Raw genomic sequence first — 15569 nt, forward strand, 5'->3', positions numbered from 1 at the left:
CATATTTTGAACTTGCGGCGCGCGAACGTATAATGTCCGTTTCCATCACGCCGCTGCGACGGATTATAACCGTCCGAACCGCCAAAAACTATGCCCCGATTCCACCTACCCGAAAACCTTTCCGTCGGACAAACCGTCGCCCTGCCCGACAACATCGTCCGCCACCTCAACGTCCTGCGCGTCCGCCCCAACGAAAACATCACCCTCTTCGACGGCAAAGGCAAGGCACATGCCGCACGGCTGACCGTTTTGGAAAAACGCCGCGCCGAAGCCGAAATCCTGCACGAAGACACAACCGACAACGAGTCCCCGCTCAACATCACACTGATACAATCCATCTCCTCCGGCGATCGCATGGATTTCACCCTGCAAAAAAGCGTCGAACTCGGCGTAACCGCCATACAGCCCGTCATCAGCGAACGCTGCATCGTCCGCCTCGATGGGGAACGCGCCGCCAAACGCCTCGCACGCTGGCAAGAAATCGTCATCTCCGCGTGCGAACAGAGCGGCAGAAACACCGTTCCCCCCGTACTGCCCATCATCGGCTACCGTGAAGCACTCGACAAAATGCCGTCTGAAAGCACCAAGCTGATTATGAGCATCAACCGCGCCCGCAAACTCGGCGACATCCGCCAACCGTCCGGCGCAATCGTCTTTATGGTCGGGCCTGAAGGCGGCTGGACAGAACAGGAAGAACAACAGGCATTTGAAGCCGGCTTCCAAGCCGTAACATTGGGCAAACGCATCCTGCGCACCGAAACCGCCCCACTCGCCGCCATCGCCGCGATGCAGACGCTTTGGGGCGATTTTGTATAAACAGAAATGCCGTCTAAAACCCGTTCAGACGGCATTTTGCAGCCGATTAAGATATAGTAGGTTCAAATAAGATTTCCCGTGTCGTCATTCCCGCGAAAGCGGGAATCTAGAAATTTAACGTTTCGGAAAAACAGAAATCCCCCCACCGTCATTCCCGCGAAAGCGGGAATCTAGAAACGAAAAACGACAGGGATTTATCCGAAATAACAAACCCTCTCCGCCGTCATTCCCGCGAAAGCGGGAATCTAGAAATTTAACGTTGCGGTGATTTATCGGAAATGACTGAAACTCAACGAACCGGATTCCCACTTTCGCGGGAATGACGAAGTGGAAGTTACCCGAAACTTAAAACAAGCGAAACCGAACAAACCGGATTCCCCGACATAAATTTAGGGACAGCGCACACCCGCCAAATAAGGAAAGGCCAAAACCTATTCAAACGGGACGACGTGCCGCCCAAGTTGTTTTTCCAATTTTTTCTGACGTTTCCGTTCTCTCGCCCTTTCGATTTCCCTGCCGATTTTTCCCAAAGCGCGTTTCAACAAAACCTTCGGGGAGCGGCGGTTGCGGTGCGATTCCTGCCTGCCGTTTTTCAGTTGGCTGGGCAGGGTTTCGCTTTGGATGCACAAGGCAGGGGTCAGTTGGCAAACCGTCATCCCCCCTTTGTCGAGAAAACTGCTGAACAGCATCCAATCCACCGCCTTCAGGCGTTCGGACGGCAAAACGGCAAACCTGTCCAAAAAGAAACGCATCGCCTTTCGGGAAATGATATAGCCCGCCGTCCCCCAGTGTTCGCTTTCCAACAGCGGAAAGGCGCGCCCGCAGTAGTCCGCCACGCCGGAGGGCGAGGTCAGTACGTGCATAAACATCGTTTCCAAGCGGACGATAAAGGCGGAATCGGGGTCAAAGCGTTCTTGCAGCCAAGCGTCTTCGGCAAGGAATTTCTCCGCGCCTTCGCCGAGTAAAACGTCGTCCTCAAATACGGCGATATACGGCAGACCTTCATCCAATGCCTGTTTCCACAATACGGCGTGGCTCATAAAGCAGGCTTTTTCCACTCCGCTCAAATAGGGGTGCGCCGACAAACCGGGTACGAGTTCCGCCATTGCCTGTTCCAGCCTTTCAGACGGCATCAGTGCGTCGAAAAACTGAAACGGGATGCCGCGCGCGCCGAAGGTATCGGCAATGTGCGCCCTGCGTTCTGCGGCGGAAGCCAGGCTGATAACGTGGTTTTGCATGATTTATCCTGTTTTTTGTCTGTTGGATAAAGCGGCGTTTTTCAACGGTTTTTCAACAATCGGTGCAAAATGCCGAAGTATTGCCTCAAGGTAAACAGCCGCCGCATCCTGCCGTCTGCCGCAAAATCCAGCCACACGCCGGCGGGCGGCGTGTCCGTCCGTTTGAAACATTGATACAAAAACCGGCGGGCGCGTTCAAAATCTTCTTCCGGCAAATGTTTCTCCAGCAATTCATACGCTACTGCTTTTATTTGGCGGTATTCAAGGCTGTCGAACCGGGTTTTAAAACCCATAGACTGCAAAAAATCGTTTCTGGCGGTTTTTTGGATGCCTTGCGCGATTTCGTGTTGGCGGATGCTGTATTTGGATGAAACCTGATTGGCGTGAAGGCGGTATTTGACCAAGGCTTCGGGATAATAAGCCAGCCTGCCCAATTTGCTGACATCGTACCAAAATTGGTAATCTTCCGCCCAATCCCGCTCGGTGTTGTAACGCAAACCGCCGTCAATGACGCTGCGCCTCATAATCATCGTGTTGTTGTGTATGGGGTTGCCAAAAGGGAAAAAGGCGGCGATGTCTTCGTGCCGGGTCGGCTTTTTCCAAATTTTGCCGTGTTCGTGGTGCCGCGCCAGCCGGTTGCCGTCCTTTTCTTCCGACAAAACTTCCAGCCACGCGCCCATTGCGATGATGCTGCGGTCTTTTTCCATCTCGCCCACGATTTTCTCAATCCAGTCGGGGGCGGCAATATCGTCGGCATCGGTGCGTGCAATATATTCCCCCATTCCTGACTTTGCCAATTCGTCCAGCCCGATGTTTAAAGAGGGAATCAGGCCGGAATTTTGAGCTTGTGCAAGGATTTTGATACGGCTGTCCCGCTTTTGAAAATCCTTGGCAATGGCAAGCGTACCGTCTGTCGAGCCGTCATCGACAATCAAAATCTCCAAGTTGCGCCAAGTTTGATTCACGACGGCGGCTAATGATTGGGCGAAATATTTTTCTACGTTGTAGGCGCAAATCAATACGCTGACTAAAGGCTGCAATTTATTCTCCCGATAGGCACGATGCCGTCTGAAGGCTTCAGACGGCATTTGGACTGTACAACGGTTACTCGCCCAAAAGCGCGATGTCGGCTACCGCGTTCATTTGCTCTGCCAAGCGGTTCAGCAGGTTCAGGCGGTTTTGTTTTACGGCGGCATCTTCCGCCATTACCATCACGCCGTCAAAGAATGCATCGACTTGCGGTTTGACGGAAGCCAGTTCGGACAAAGCAGTTTGAAAATTGCCTTCGGCGACGGCGGCGGCAATTTTCGGCTGCAAGCCTTGTGCGGCGGCAAAGAGGGCTTTTTCTTCATCCTGTTGCAGCAGGCTTTCATCGACTTCGCCCAACGCGGCATCGGCTTTTTTCAGCAGGTTTTGCACGCGTTTGTTGGCGGCGGCGAGCGCGGCGGCTTCGGGCAGTTGTTTGAATGCGGCGACAGCCTGCAGTTTGGCGGTCAAATCGTCCAAACGGCGCGGCTGTTTGGCGAGTACGGCGGCAACGATGTCTTGCGGATAATCGTTTTGCAGCAACACGGCAAGGCGCGCCTGCATAAAGTCGGCGGTTTCAGACGGCGTTTTCTCGTTGAGCAAACCTTTGGGGAAGCTGTCGAATGCCGTCTGAATCAGTTCGTTCACGTCCAAACCGTACTGCATCAGCATCCGCAAAATACCCAAGGCGGCGCGGCGCAGGGCGTAGGGGTCTTTATCGCCGGTAGGAATCAGACCGATGCCCCAAATACCGACCAAGGTTTCTAGTTTGTCGGCCAGTGCCACGGCGGTGGCAACTTTGCCATTCGGCAGATTGTCGCCGGCAAAACGCGGCTGATAGTGCTGCTCGACGGCTTCGGTAATTTCTTCGGTTTCGCCGTCCAAGCGGGCGTAGTATTTGCCCATCGTGCCTTGCAGTTCGGGGAACTCGCCGACCATTTCGGTTACTAAGTCGGCTTTTGCCAAACGCGCAGCGCGTTCGGCGGCGGCGGCATCCGCACCCAATGCTTTGGCGATATGGGCGGCGATGCTTTGCAAGCGTTCGATACGTTCGGCTTGCGAACCGATTTTGTTGTGGTACACCACGTTTGCCAGCTTGGGCAGGCGGCTTTCCAGAGTCGCTTTTTGGTCTTGTTTGTAGAAGAACTCGGCATCAGACAGGCGCGCGCGCAAGACGCGTTCGTTGCCTCGGATGATGTGCGACGGATCTTCGGTTTGCAGGTTGGAAACCAGCAGGAAGCGGTTCATCAGCTTGCCGTTTTGGTCAAGCAGCGGGAAGTATTTTTGGTTTTGCTGCATCGTCAGAATCAGGCATTCCTGCGGCACGGCGAGGAAGTGTTCCTCAAAACCGGCTTCCAAAACAACGGGGTATTCGACCAGCGCGGTTACTTCGTCCAGCAATGCTTCATCGGCGGCAACGGTCGCGTTCAGACGACGCGCCTGCCCTTCCAATGCCGTCTGAATCGCGGCTTTGCGCTCGGCAAACGAAGCGACGACTTTGCCTTGTTCGCGCATTTGTTCGGCGTAGCTGTCGGCGTTTTCAATGATGATTTCGCCGTCGGAGAGGAAGCGGTGTCCCAAGGTTTGATTGCTGCTTTGCAGACCCAAAACGCTGACGTTTACGATGTCGCCGCCGTGCAGCACAATCAGCCCGTGGACGGGGCGCACGAAGGTAAACGTACTGCTGCCCCAACGCATCACTTTTGGAATCGGCAGTTTCTTAACGGCTTGATTGATAATGTCTTCCAAAAGTCCGCCCAACGGCTTGCCGGTTTGGACGTATTCGTAGGCATACACATCCTGCTTGCCGTCGTGGACGATGGTCAAATCTTCGATTTTCGCCCCGGCACCGCGTGCAAAACCTTCCAAAGCCTTGGTCGGCGCACCGTCTTTTACGGCATTCGCCACGGCAGGGCCTTTTTTCACGATTTTTTGATCTGCCTGAACGGCTTTGACGTTTTTGACTTGAACCGCCAAACGGCGCGGCGAGGCATAAGCTGTAAATTCGGCTGCGCCGTCAACCAGTTGCGCTTTTTCCAAGCCTTCGGCAACGGAAGCGGCGAAGTGGTTGCCCAGATTATTCAGGGCTTTGGGCGGGAGTTCTTCGGTAAGGAGTTCGATTAAAAGGGTTTGGGTCATCATTCGGCTTTCTTTGAATTTGGTTAATCTGCCTGTTTATAGGTTTCGCTGTAATTTTCCCAGCCGTCATCCCCATAAAAACCGTCAACCAGCGGGGTGGCGTACAAAGTGGCAACATCTTCGCGGTCTGCCAGCCAAGAGATAATGGCTTTTTTCTCGGTTTCTCCCAAGCTTCGGGCACCGGATTTTTGAAACAGGCACGAAAAATCGCCACAATCGCCCCCGCCCGCCATTTCCAAGCCGTTTACCACAAGATACGCAATCAGCTCGTCCATAAAGCGGTCGAACGCTTCGGCATCGTCCTCAGCTTGGTGCAAACTGCCTTGAACGCCGAAAATCAATGTTTGAAACTCGCCCAAATGCAGCTTTTTATGCTGGCGGCGGTTCATTTTGTGCAGGCGTTTCCTGCTTGGGGTGCGGAAATAGACAGGCATGATTTTCCTAAAATATATAATGGTTTACGGACGGATACCATATCGGGCCGCCCGAACGTAAAAAATCGCCTGCCCCCTAGGCGGCATTTGCCTTCATTAAGGGAAAGCCCAGTTTTTCGCGGCTTTCGACATATTTTTGCGCCACGGCGCGGCTCAACGCGCGGATGCGCCCGATGTAGGTGGCGCGTTCGGTTACGGAAATCGCGCCGCGTGCATCTAAAAGGTTGAACGTATGCCCCGCTTTGAGGACGAGCTCGTAGGCAGGCAGGGCAAGGCTGACGTTTTCTTCGGCAAGCAGGCGTTTGGCTTGTGCTTCGTAGTCGTTGAACTGGCGCAGCAGCCAATCGGCATCGCTGTATTCGAAGTTGTAGGTGGATTGTTCGACTTCGTTTTGGTGGTACACGTCGCCGTAGCTTACGGTATTGCCGTCCGGCGTTTTTGCCCAAACGAGGTCATAGACGTTTTCCACGCCTTGCAGGTACATCGCCAAGCGTTCGATGCCGTAGGTAATTTCGCCGAGTACGGGCGTGCAGTCGATGCCGCCGACTTGTTGGAAATAGGTAAACTGTGTTACTTCCATGCCGTTGAGCCAAACTTCCCAGCCCAAGCCCCATGCGCCGAGGGTGGGGTTTTCCCAGTCGTCTTCAACGAAGCGGATGTCGTGCACTTTGGGGTCGATGCCCAATTCGCGCAGGGAGTCGAGATAGAGGTCTTGGATATTGGCGGGGGCGGGTTTGAGGGCGACTTGGAATTGGTAATAGTGTTGCAGGCGGTTGGGGTTGTCGCCGTAGCGACCGTCTTTAGGGCGGCGGCTGGGTTGGACGTAGGCGGCAAACCAAGGCTCGGGGCCGAGTGCGCGCAGGCAGGTGGCGGGGTGGGAAGTACCTGCGCCGACTTCCATATCGAAAGGTTGGATGACGGTGCAGCCTTTGTCTGCCCAGAATGTTTGCAGTTTGAAGATGATTTGTTGGAAGGTGAGCATGACTTATTGTTCGATAAAATAAAGGTTTTATTTTACTGTTTCCATTGCTGTTTGGATAGGTTTATCTCAAAGACAGACTGATTTGAAAACACGGCATACATGATATTTTCAAAACTTGGAAAAATAAAAAGCACGGTCAAACGGCCGTGCTTTTCCAAACCAAACAAGTTTATTTCTTGTGCGAACGGATATAGTCCAAAGTCTTGAGCTGTGCAATTGCGGCAGCCAATGCCTTGTGCGCCTCCGCCAAATCCTTGTTGTCTTTGGCTTGAGAGATGCCGACTTCGGCAGCTTTTTTCGCCTCTTCCGCACGTGCCTGATCCATCTCTGCACTACGGACGGCAACGTCCGCCAAAACGGTAACTTTATCAGGTTGAACTTCCAAAACACCACCGGAAACAGCAACCAAAACCTCTTTATCCTCGCCGGGAACAGTCAAACGCAAAGCCCCCGGCCGCACCAAACTCATAATCGGCTCGTGTCGCGGGTAAATACCAAGCTCACCTTGAACGGTCGGAACCACTACAAAGCTGGCTTCGCCCGAATAGATGTTTTGCTCGCTACTGACCACTTCAACTTGCATGACGCTCATGTCGACCTCCTCAGTTTAAGGTTTTCGCTTTCTCAACCGCTTCTTCGATGCTGCCGACCATGTAGAATGCCTGTTCGGGCAGATGGTCGTATTCGCCGTTCAAGATGGCTTTGAAGCCGGCAATGGTATCGCGCAGAGCGACATATTTGCCTGGAGAACCTGTAAACACTTCGGCAACGTGGAACGGTTGAGACAGGAAGCGTTGGATTTTACGGGCACGCATTACAGTCAGTTTGTCTTCGTCAGACAATTCGTCCATACCCAGAATGGCGATAATGTCGCGCAATTCTTTGTATTTTTGCAGAGTAGACTGTACACCGCGCGCTACGTCGTAGTGCTCTTGACCCAATACCATCGGATCCAATTGGCGTGAAGTAGAGTCAAGCGGGTCAACTGCTGGGTAAATACCCAAAGATGCAATATCACGGCTCAATACGACGGTTGCGTCCAAGTGGGCGAAAGTTGTCGCTGGAGACGGGTCAGTCAAGTCATCCGCAGGTACATATACGGCTTGGATGGAAGTAATGGAGCCGGTTTGGGTAGAGGTAATACGCTCTTGCAAACGACCCATTTCTTCAGCCAATGTCGGTTGGTAACCCACTGCAGAAGGCATACGGCCCAACAGTGCAGATACTTCGGTACCGGCCAGAGTGTAACGGTAGATGTTGTCGACGAAGAACAATACGTCGCGGCCTTTACCGTTTTCGTCTTTTTCGTCACGGAAGTATTCGGCCATAGTCAAACCGGTCAAAGCAACGCGCAGACGGTTGCCCGGAGGTTCGTTCATTTGACCATACACCATGGCCACTTTATCCAATACGTTGGAATCTTTCATCTCGTGGTAGAAGTCGTTACCTTCACGGGTACGCTCACCCACACCTGCGAACACGGACAGACCGCTGTGCGCTTTGGCGATGTTGTTAATCAATTCCATCATGTTCACGGTTTTGCCTACACCGGCACCACCGAACAGACCTACTTTACCGCCCTTAGCAAACGGACACAGCAAGTCGATCACTTTAATACCGGTTTCCAACAATTCGGTAGTTGCAGACAACTCGTCGAATTTCGGAGCAGTTTGGTGAATGGCGCGGCTCTTGTCGGTATCGATCGGACCTGCTTCATCAACAGGCGTACCCAATACGTCGACAATACGACCCAATGTACCTTTACCTACCGGCACAGTGATTGGCGCACCGGTATTGCTGACAGACATGCCGCGTTTCAGGCCGTCTGAACTACCCATTGCAATAGTACGGACAACGCCGTCACCCAGAAGCTGTTGGACTTCCAGGGTCAGACCGTTCTCGTCCAATTTCAGGGCATCGTAAACATGCGGAATCGCATCGCGTGGAAATTCCACGTCAACCACCGCACCAATAACTTGCACGATTTTGCCTTGGCTCATTATCGTATCCTAATTTCCTGTTCAGGCTTCAGACGGCATCAAACTGCCGCCGCACCTGCTACAATTTCTGACAATTCCGTGGTAATCGCGGCTTGGCGCGATTTGTTGTACACCAGGCGCAATTCTTTGATGGCATTGCCTGCGTTGTCGGTTGCGGCTTTCATCGCTACCATACGCGCGGCTTGTTCGGATGCCATGTTGTCGCTCAATGCCTGATAAACCACAGACTCCAAATAGCGGCGAACCAAATATTCCAATACGGCGACAGGGCTCGGCTCGTAGAGGTATTCCCAAGTAAATGAAGAATGGCCTGCTTCGTCGTCAATAACGTTTTCGCCGATGGGCAGCAAAACCTCCATACGCGGCTCTTGGCGCATCGTATTGATGAAACGCGAATAAACCATATGGATACGGTCTAATTCATGTTTCTCATAACGCCGGAAGATTTCGGTCAAAGGGCCGAGCAACGCTTCCATTTTCGGGGTATCGCCCAAATTGGCTGCACTGGCAATAACGTTCAAACCAATGCTTTGGCAAGCGGCCAAACCTTTACTGCCCAAGCACACGACTTCGACTTCGATGCCTTGTTCCTGATACTCTTGAACTTGCGCCAAAAACTTTTTCAGTACGTTGGCGTTCAAACCGCCACACAAACCCTTATCAGACGTAATCAAAATAAAACTGACACATCTGATTCCCCGATGAGATTCCAGTAACGGAATACCATGATCGGTATTGGTTTGCGCAAGATGGCTCATCACCATACGCACTTTTTCGGCATACGGACGCGCCAAACGCATCCGTTCCTGAGTCTTCCGCATTTTAGAGGTTGACACCATTTGCATCGCTTTAGTGATCTTTTGGGTATTCTGAACACTGCGGATTTTGGTGAGAATCTCTTTTCCTACTGCCATTTCAGACTCCTTTCACTTCAAGCCTTATGCCTGATAGGCGTAAGAAGATTTGAAGGATTTCATGGCTGCTTCAAGCGTTTTCTCGCTCTCGTCAGACATTGCACCTGAAGCATTGACGGCTTCCAAAACTTCCGGATGTTGGGTACGGACAAAGCTCAAAAATTCAGATTCAAAAGCCAGAGCTTTGGCAACCGGAACATCAGAATACGAACCGTTGTTGATTGCCCAAAGGGTCAAAGCCATTTCAGCCGTATTCAACGTACTGAACTGTTTCTGTTTCATCAGTTCGGTTACGACTTCGCCATGCTCCAATTGTTTGCGCGTAGCTTCATCCAAATCGGATGCAAATTGCGAGAACGCCGCCAATTCACGATATTGTGCCAACGCCAAACGGATACCGCCACCCAGCTTTTTAATCACTTTGGTTTGTGCAGCACCGCCTACGCGGGATACGGAAATACCGGCATTGATTGCAGGACGGATACCGGCGTTGAAGAGGTCGGTTTCCAAGAAAATCTGACCGTCGGTAATCGAAATGACGTTAGTCGGAACGAAAGCAGATACGTCGCCCGCTTGGGTTTCGATAATTGGCAAAGCAGTCAGAGAACCGGTTTTGCCTTTTACTTCGCCGTTGGTCAATTTCTCCACTTCGTGTTCATTGACACGTGCCGCACGTTCCAACAGACGGGAGTGCAGGTAGAACACATCGCCGGGATAGGCTTCGCGGCCGGGCGGACGGCGCAAAAGCAGGGAAATTTGACGGTAAGCCACAGCCTGTTTGGACAAATCGTCATAAACAATCAAGGCATCTTCGCCACGGTCGCGGAAGAATTCACCCATCGTACAACCTGAATAAGGTGCGATATATTGCAATGCCGCCGCTTCAGATGCAGTTGCAGCAACCACAATCGTGTGTTCCATCGCGCCATGCTCTTCCAATTTGCGTACCACGTTGGCAATAGAAGATGCTTTTTGACCGATAGCGACATAGATACAGATAACACCCGTACCTTTTTGGTTGACGATGGCATCCAATGCTACGGCCGTTTTACCTGTCTGACGGTCGCCAATAATCAACTCACGCTGACCACGACCGACAGGAACCATAGAGTCAATCGCCTTCAGACCGGTTTGCATCGGCTGGTCAACCGATTTGCGCGCAATCACGCCCGGCGCGATTTTTTCGATTGGAGCAGTCAAAGTTGTATTAATCGGACCTTTGCCGTCGATAGGCCGACCCAATGCATCAACGACGCGTCCGACCAGTTCGCGTCCGACCGGCACTTCCAAGATACGGCCGGTACAGGTAACCGTGTCGCCTTCTTTAATATGTTCGTATTCGCCCAACACCACGGCACCGACGGAATCACGCTCCAAGTTCATCGCCAAGCCGAAAGTGTTACCCGGGAATTCGAGCATCTCACCTTGCATTGCATCTGACAAACCATAGATGCGAACGATACCGTCAGTTACCGAAATCACCGTACCACGGGTACGCACTTCGGCATTTACAGACAGATTTTCGATCTTGGCTTTAATCAGATCGCTAATTTCAGCAGGATTAAGCTGCATGAAAACTCTCCTAATTCGTCATAGTCGCGTACAAGGTACTCAGTTTGCCTTGTACAGACAAATCCAAAACCTGATCACCCACTTCAACTTTTATGCCGCCAATCAGCTCCGGTTCGATTTCGACAGAGATTTTCAGCTCGCTGTCGAAACGCTTATTCAGCATTTGCGCCAACTCGCAGACCTGTTTGTCGGTCAACGGATAGGCACTGTAAATGACGGCAGATTTGATATGGTTGAATGATAAGGTCAAGTCTTGATATTGAGCATATACTTCCGGCAATATCGACAAACGTTTCTGCCCGGCCAAGACGATAACAAAGTTTTTCAACTCCTTGTCTTTCAAACCGACCAAATCGATGAGGATATCTGCTTTTTCTGAAGCATTCGTTTCAGGACGGTCAATCAATGAAGCCACCTTCCCTTCCTGAACAACCGCCGCAAGTTTTTCCAGTCCGCCCAACCAAGACTCAATTTGGTTTTTTTCCTGAGCCAGACCGAACAATGCTTTCGCATAAGGTCTGGCGATTGTTGCGAACTCTGCCATAAGATTACAGCTCCTGTTTCAGGGTATCGAGCAGTTTTGCGTGTTTGGAAGCATCGACTTCGCTGCGCAAAATAGATTCGGCACCTTTAACAGCCAACACGGCAACCTGCTCGCGCAGGGATTCGCGTGCGCGGAACAATTCCTGCTCCACATCGGCCTTTGCCTGAGCTGTAATGCGCGCCGCCTCGGAAGAAGCCTGTTCTTTGGCTTCTTCGACAATTTTGGCGGCACGTTTTTCGGCGTTGGCAACCATTTCGGAAACCTGATTACGCCCTTCGACCATAAGTTCTGCAACTTTTTTCTCTGCCTGCTCAAAATCGCTCTTACCGCGCTCGGCGGCAGCCAAGCCCTCGGCGATTTTTGCAGCACGCTCATCCAAAGCTTTTGCAATCGGCGGCCACACAAATTTCATGGTAAACCATACCAAACCGAAAAAGACGATGATTTGAGCGAATAATGTTGCATTGATATTCACGTTACTTAACCTTCGTATTGGGGTTAATCAAACAGACGGTAAGCCTGTATCTGAACGGATTTCTCCGCCTTGATTACGCAGCACCAGTACCAAACGGGTTAACGAAGGCGAACAACAGGGCAATAGCCACACCGATCAAGAAGGCCGCATCAATCAAACCGGCAATCAGGAACAGCTTGGTTTGCAGCGGACCGATCAGTTCGGGCTGGCGGGCAGAAGATTCCAAGTATTTAGAACCGACCATTGCGATGCCGATAGAGGCACCCAACGCACCCAGAGCAACGATCAAACCACATGCGATAGCAATCAAACCCATTTTAAACTCCTTAAAGAAACAAAGGTTAAACTACAAAAAACAAACTACTTGGGAAAATCAGTGTGCATCGTGCGCCTGCCCGATATAGACGAACGCCAACGCCATGAAAATAAACGCCTGCAGGGTAATCACCAAAATATGGAAAATCGCCCATGCCAAACCGGCAATAATGTGGAAGACAAACAGAATCGGATCCATGACTTCGACGCTGCCGGAAGCCGCCCAAGCACCGCCAAGCAAGGCTATCAGCAAGAATACCAATTCGCCCGCATACATATTGCCGAACAACCGCATACCGTGGGATACGGTTTTAGAAAGAAACTCGACCAAATTCAGCAGGAAGTTCGCAGGTGCGAGTTTTGCACCGAACGGCGCACTGAACAACTCGTGAAACCAGCCGCCCAATCCTTTGATTTTGATGTTGTAATAGATACAAATCAGCAACACGCCGACAGCAAGTGCCAAAGTGGTGTTCAAATCGGCAGTCGGTACGACGCGCAACAAGGCGTGATGGTTGCCGGTAATGCCCTGCCATACCATCGGCAGCAAATCGACCGGCAGCATATCCATCGCGTTCATCAGGAAAATCCAGACAAACAGCGTCAAACCCAAAGGGGCAATGGCTTTTCTAGACTGTTCATTGTGGATGATGCTCTTACACATATCGTCCACAAACTCGAACAAGATTTCCACTGCAGCCTGAAAACGCCCAGGAACGCCTGCCGTTGCTTTTTTTGCACCACGCCACAACAGGAAGCTGCCGATTACGCCCAACAGGGCGGCAAAAAAGACGGCATCAAGGTTAATAAACGAAAAATCAGCAATGTTTTTCAGTCCCTGACCCTGAGTAACATCCGACAAACTGGTCAAGCTCTGCAAGTGGTGCTTGATGTAGTCGGCAGCGGTAATGGTTTCACCTGCCATAATCTTTCACTCTCAACAATACTAAAAAAACCAGATGGCTGACACCGAGTAGCCCCATCAGAAACGGGGCGAACACCAGCGATTGATGCCATATTGCAAATACGGCAAGCATAGACAACAGCGACAGCACTACTTTTAAAATCTCTCCGAAGATGTACATCCTGCTTTGGAGAAAGGGATCCCCACTGAAAAGTTTTAAAAGTAAAACTGCAACAAGCGTGGGAAGCAGATAGGACAGGCCGCCGCCGATTGCCGATAGAAACCCCGAATACCCCCATATAACAAGGGAAACTAGGGAACATACGGATAATACTGCAAATTGCAGGATAATAATCTGCTTCATAAAAAAGAATGATTCCGCCTCGGATTTGAGGCGCGGCTAATATAATTTAGAAGCCTTCTTACGTCAAGCAATATGTTAATCTTTGTGAAACTCGCCGCCGATACAGACAAGCGACTCCCCAAAATCCAACTCCGCTATTCTAACACATATTACATATGATTACAGGATATCGGGGAGTTTGTCCGCAATTTCTTTACATCTTATATTTCAGACGGCATATTGCGCAAAATTAAGGCTGGTAATCTATTCCCAACTGCTCCAACAGGTGGCCGAACGTTTCGGGCGTATCGAAATACAGGACAATCCTGCCTTTTTTGTGGTTAACGGTTTTGACTTCAGCGTTGACACCCAGTTTTTCAGTCAGCAAATCATTCAGGCGGCCGATATCTGCGGCGGCAGTTTTTTTGGACTCGGGACGTTTGTTTTGAAGGGCGACTTGGCTGCGGCGTTCGACTTCGCGCACCGACCAGCCGTTTTTGACAGCCTTTTGCGCCAACTCGAGCTGTTCTACGACGGGCAGGGTCAGCAGTGCGCGGGCGTGTCCCATTTCGAGGCGGCGTTGGTAAAGCATTTCCTGCACGGGTTCGGGCAGGCTTAAAAGGCGCAGGCTGTTGGAAATCGCACTTCGGCTTTTACCGACGGCTTTGGCTATGGTTTCGTGGGTCAGTCCGAACTCGTCGGCAAGACGTTTCAACCCCTGCGCTTCTTCGATAGGGTTGAGATTCTCTCGCTGAAGGTTTTCTATCAACCCCATGGCCAGTGCGGTTTCGTCGCTGATAGTCTTGATAACGACGGGGATTTCGGTCAGGCCGGCAAGCTGGGAGGCGCGCCATCGCCGCTCCCCTGCAATCAGTTCGTACCGGGACAAACCGTGTTCCCGCACAATGACGGGCTGTATCACGCCCTGTGCTTTAATCGAATCCGCCAGCTCCTGCAAGGCTTCGTCATCGATTTGAACACGCGCCTGATAGCGGCCGGGCTGGATATCTTTAACTGCAACCGTGGTCAATCGGTCGCCGCTGCTGTTGTCTGCGCCGTTGGCGAGCAGCGAATCCAAACCGCGCCCCAATCCGCCTTTTACTTTTGCCATGCCTTTCTCCCTTACGTGTTCAAATGTAATGATAAAGTCGATATTTTATCGGATATTGAGTGTTGCCGACAATTTGTATCCGTGTTTATCTCGAATCGTTTTTTTTCACTATAATAACCGCTTTGCCGCTGCCAGCGGCATAACGGAAAGGCGGATGATGACTCGACGATTGATTGTCGGCATCAGCGGGGCAAGCGGCTTTGCTTACGGCATTAAGGCATTGCGGCTTCTGCTTACGCAAGATGTCGAAACGCACCTTGTGGTATCGAAAGGTGCGGAGATGGCCCGGACTTCGGAAACGGATTATACGAAAGACGAAGTATATGCCTTGGCCGACTTCGTCCATCCGATTGGCAATATCGGGGCATGCATTGCCAGCGGTACGTTTAAAACGGACGGGATGCTGGTTGCACCCTGTTCGATGCGGACGCTTGCCTCTGTCGCGCACGGCTTCGGCGACAATCTGCTGACACGTGCGGCGGATGTAGTTTTGAAGGAAAGGCGGCGGCTGGTACTGATGGTCCGCGAAGCACCGTTGAACCTTGCTCATCTGGAGAATATGAAACGGGTAACAGAAATGGGCGGCGTGGTGTTTCCCCCTGTTCCTGCGATGTACCGCAAACCGCAAACTGCAGACGATATTGTTACACACAGTGTTGCACACGCTTTGTCGCTTTTCGGAATCGATACGCCGGATTCGGCGGAATGGCAAGGGATAGCGGACTAAAGGACAAAAATGCCGTCTGAACACGGATA

General features: G+C 51.6%; 17 protein-coding genes. 2 read left to right on the top strand and 15 right to left on the bottom strand.

Going from position 1 to position 15569, the window contains the following annotated elements:
• Positions 1-90 precede the first annotated feature (90 nt).
• The gene (locus ACNAU7_RS05220; protein ID WP_416301252.1) at positions 91-816 is read left to right on the top strand and encodes a 16S rRNA (uracil(1498)-N(3))-methyltransferase; all 726 of its coding nucleotides are present in this window, start codon (positions 91-93) and stop codon (positions 814-816) included.
• A 431-nt stretch (positions 817-1247) separates the two neighbouring features.
• Here the strand turns inward: ACNAU7_RS05220 and ACNAU7_RS05225 are convergent, their stop codons facing one another.
• The 15 genes from ACNAU7_RS05225 to ACNAU7_RS05295 form a co-directional block, all read right to left on the bottom strand.
• On the bottom strand, positions 1248-2054 hold the full coding sequence (locus ACNAU7_RS05225; RefSeq protein WP_416301254.1) for a glycosyltransferase family 25 protein: 807 nt from the start codon (positions 2052-2054) through the stop codon (positions 1248-1250).
• 41 nt (positions 2055-2095) lie between these two features.
• On the bottom strand, positions 2096-3142 hold the full coding sequence (locus ACNAU7_RS05230) for a glycosyltransferase family 2 protein (RefSeq protein ID WP_416301256.1): 1047 nt from the start codon (positions 3140-3142) through the stop codon (positions 2096-2098).
• 16 nt (positions 3143-3158) lie between these two features.
• Entirely contained in the window at positions 3159-5222 is a 2064-nt protein-coding gene (gene glyS, locus ACNAU7_RS05235; RefSeq protein WP_416301258.1) for a glycine--tRNA ligase subunit beta, read from the bottom strand.
• 20 nt (positions 5223-5242) lie between these two features.
• The gene (locus tag ACNAU7_RS05240) at positions 5243-5653 is read right to left on the bottom strand and encodes a YggL family protein (protein ID WP_019272257.1); all 411 of its coding nucleotides are present in this window, start codon (positions 5651-5653) and stop codon (positions 5243-5245) included.
• Between the two features lie 76 nt (positions 5654-5729).
• Positions 5730-6635, bottom strand: a complete 906-nt coding sequence (glyQ, locus tag ACNAU7_RS05245; protein ID WP_019272258.1) for a glycine--tRNA ligase subunit alpha — start codon at positions 6633-6635, stop codon at positions 5730-5732.
• Between the two features lie 169 nt (positions 6636-6804).
• Positions 6805-7227, bottom strand: a complete 423-nt coding sequence (locus ACNAU7_RS05250) for a F0F1 ATP synthase subunit epsilon (RefSeq protein ID WP_301818915.1) — start codon at positions 7225-7227, stop codon at positions 6805-6807.
• A gap of 10 nt (positions 7228-7237) precedes the next feature.
• Positions 7238-8635 carry a F0F1 ATP synthase subunit beta gene (gene atpD, locus ACNAU7_RS05255; protein WP_003750991.1) on the bottom strand — a complete coding sequence of 466 codons (1398 nt, stop codon included), beginning with the start codon at positions 8633-8635 and terminating at the stop codon, positions 7238-7240.
• A 38-nt stretch (positions 8636-8673) separates the two neighbouring features.
• Complete coding sequence (gene atpG / locus ACNAU7_RS05260) at positions 8674-9549, bottom strand: F0F1 ATP synthase subunit gamma (RefSeq protein ID WP_416301262.1); 876 nt, start codon at positions 9547-9549, stop codon at positions 8674-8676.
• Positions 9550-9573: 24 nt separating this feature from the next.
• On the bottom strand, positions 9574-11121 hold the full coding sequence (gene atpA / locus ACNAU7_RS05265; protein WP_002237117.1) for a F0F1 ATP synthase subunit alpha: 1548 nt from the start codon (positions 11119-11121) through the stop codon (positions 9574-9576).
• A gap of 10 nt (positions 11122-11131) precedes the next feature.
• Complete coding sequence (locus ACNAU7_RS05270; protein WP_416301264.1) at positions 11132-11665, bottom strand: F0F1 ATP synthase subunit delta; 534 nt, start codon at positions 11663-11665, stop codon at positions 11132-11134.
• A gap of 4 nt (positions 11666-11669) precedes the next feature.
• Complete coding sequence (locus ACNAU7_RS05275) at positions 11670-12140, bottom strand: F0F1 ATP synthase subunit B (protein WP_416301266.1); 471 nt, start codon at positions 12138-12140, stop codon at positions 11670-11672.
• 73 nt (positions 12141-12213) lie between these two features.
• A complete protein-coding gene (gene atpE / locus ACNAU7_RS05280) occupies positions 12214-12456 on the bottom strand; it encodes a F0F1 ATP synthase subunit C (protein WP_003708448.1) in 243 nt (80 codons plus the stop codon).
• Between the two features lie 57 nt (positions 12457-12513).
• Positions 12514-13380 (bottom strand): F0F1 ATP synthase subunit A, encoded by an 867-nt coding sequence (gene atpB / locus ACNAU7_RS05285; RefSeq protein WP_416301268.1) that lies wholly within the window; start codon positions 13378-13380, stop codon positions 12514-12516.
• Positions 13370-13723 carry an ATP synthase subunit I gene (locus tag ACNAU7_RS05290; RefSeq protein WP_250314437.1) on the bottom strand — a complete coding sequence of 118 codons (354 nt, stop codon included), beginning with the start codon at positions 13721-13723 and terminating at the stop codon, positions 13370-13372. Before ACNAU7_RS05290 ends, atpB begins: the two co-directional genes overlap by 11 nt.
• 229 nt (positions 13724-13952) lie before the next feature.
• The gene (locus ACNAU7_RS05295) at positions 13953-14813 is read right to left on the bottom strand and encodes a ParB/RepB/Spo0J family partition protein (RefSeq protein ID WP_416301271.1); all 861 of its coding nucleotides are present in this window, start codon (positions 14811-14813) and stop codon (positions 13953-13955) included.
• A 157-nt stretch (positions 14814-14970) separates the two neighbouring features.
• Here ACNAU7_RS05295 and ACNAU7_RS05300 point away from each other — a divergent pair, with 157 nt between their 5' ends.
• Entirely contained in the window at positions 14971-15540 is a 570-nt protein-coding gene (locus ACNAU7_RS05300; RefSeq protein WP_188210040.1) for a UbiX family flavin prenyltransferase, read from the top strand.
• The last annotated feature ends 29 nt before the right edge of the window (positions 15541-15569 follow it).

This window comes from Neisseria sp. LACPHL-SPEC-2024-00856 (assembly GCF_047915665.1).
Taxonomy (GTDB): domain Bacteria; phylum Pseudomonadota; class Gammaproteobacteria; order Burkholderiales; family Neisseriaceae; genus Neisseria; species Neisseria polysaccharea.

Coding starts and splice junctions, on each gene's coding strand:
- atpG (WP_416301262.1), bottom strand. CDS start 9,549: ATGGCAGTAGGAAAAGAGATTCTCACCAAAATCCGCAGTGTTCAGAAT.
- ACNAU7_RS05220 (WP_416301252.1), top strand. CDS start 91: ATGCCCCGATTCCACCTACCCGAAAACCTTTCCGTCGGACAAACCGTC.
- ACNAU7_RS05295 (WP_416301271.1), bottom strand. CDS start 14,813: ATGGCAAAAGTAAAAGGCGGATTGGGGCGCGGTTTGGATTCGCTGCTC.
- ACNAU7_RS05300 (WP_188210040.1), top strand. CDS start 14,971: ATGACTCGACGATTGATTGTCGGCATCAGCGGGGCAAGCGGCTTTGCT.
- ACNAU7_RS05240 (WP_019272257.1), bottom strand. CDS start 5,653: ATGCCTGTCTATTTCCGCACCCCAAGCAGGAAACGCCTGCACAAAATG.
- glyS (WP_416301258.1), bottom strand. CDS start 5,222: ATGATGACCCAAACCCTTTTAATCGAACTCCTTACCGAAGAACTCCCG.
- ACNAU7_RS05225 (WP_416301254.1), bottom strand. CDS start 2,054: ATGCAAAACCACGTTATCAGCCTGGCTTCCGCCGCAGAACGCAGGGCG.
- atpD (WP_003750991.1), bottom strand. CDS start 8,635: ATGAGCCAAGGCAAAATCGTGCAAGTTATTGGTGCGGTGGTTGACGTG.
- glyQ (WP_019272258.1), bottom strand. CDS start 6,635: ATGCTCACCTTCCAACAAATCATCTTCAAACTGCAAACATTCTGGGCA.
- ACNAU7_RS05270 (WP_416301264.1), bottom strand. CDS start 11,665: ATGGCAGAGTTCGCAACAATCGCCAGACCTTATGCGAAAGCATTGTTC.
- atpA (WP_002237117.1), bottom strand. CDS start 11,121: ATGCAGCTTAATCCTGCTGAAATTAGCGATCTGATTAAAGCCAAGATC.
- ACNAU7_RS05230 (WP_416301256.1), bottom strand. CDS start 3,142: ATGCCGTCTGAAGCCTTCAGACGGCATCGTGCCTATCGGGAGAATAAA.
- ACNAU7_RS05290 (WP_250314437.1), bottom strand. CDS start 13,723: ATGAAGCAGATTATTATCCTGCAATTTGCAGTATTATCCGTATGTTCC.
- atpB (WP_416301268.1), bottom strand. CDS start 13,380: ATGGCAGGTGAAACCATTACCGCTGCCGACTACATCAAGCACCACTTG.
- atpE (WP_003708448.1), bottom strand. CDS start 12,456: ATGGGTTTGATTGCTATCGCATGTGGTTTGATCGTTGCTCTGGGTGCG.
- ACNAU7_RS05250 (WP_301818915.1), bottom strand. CDS start 7,227: ATGAGCGTCATGCAAGTTGAAGTGGTCAGTAGCGAGCAAAACATCTAT.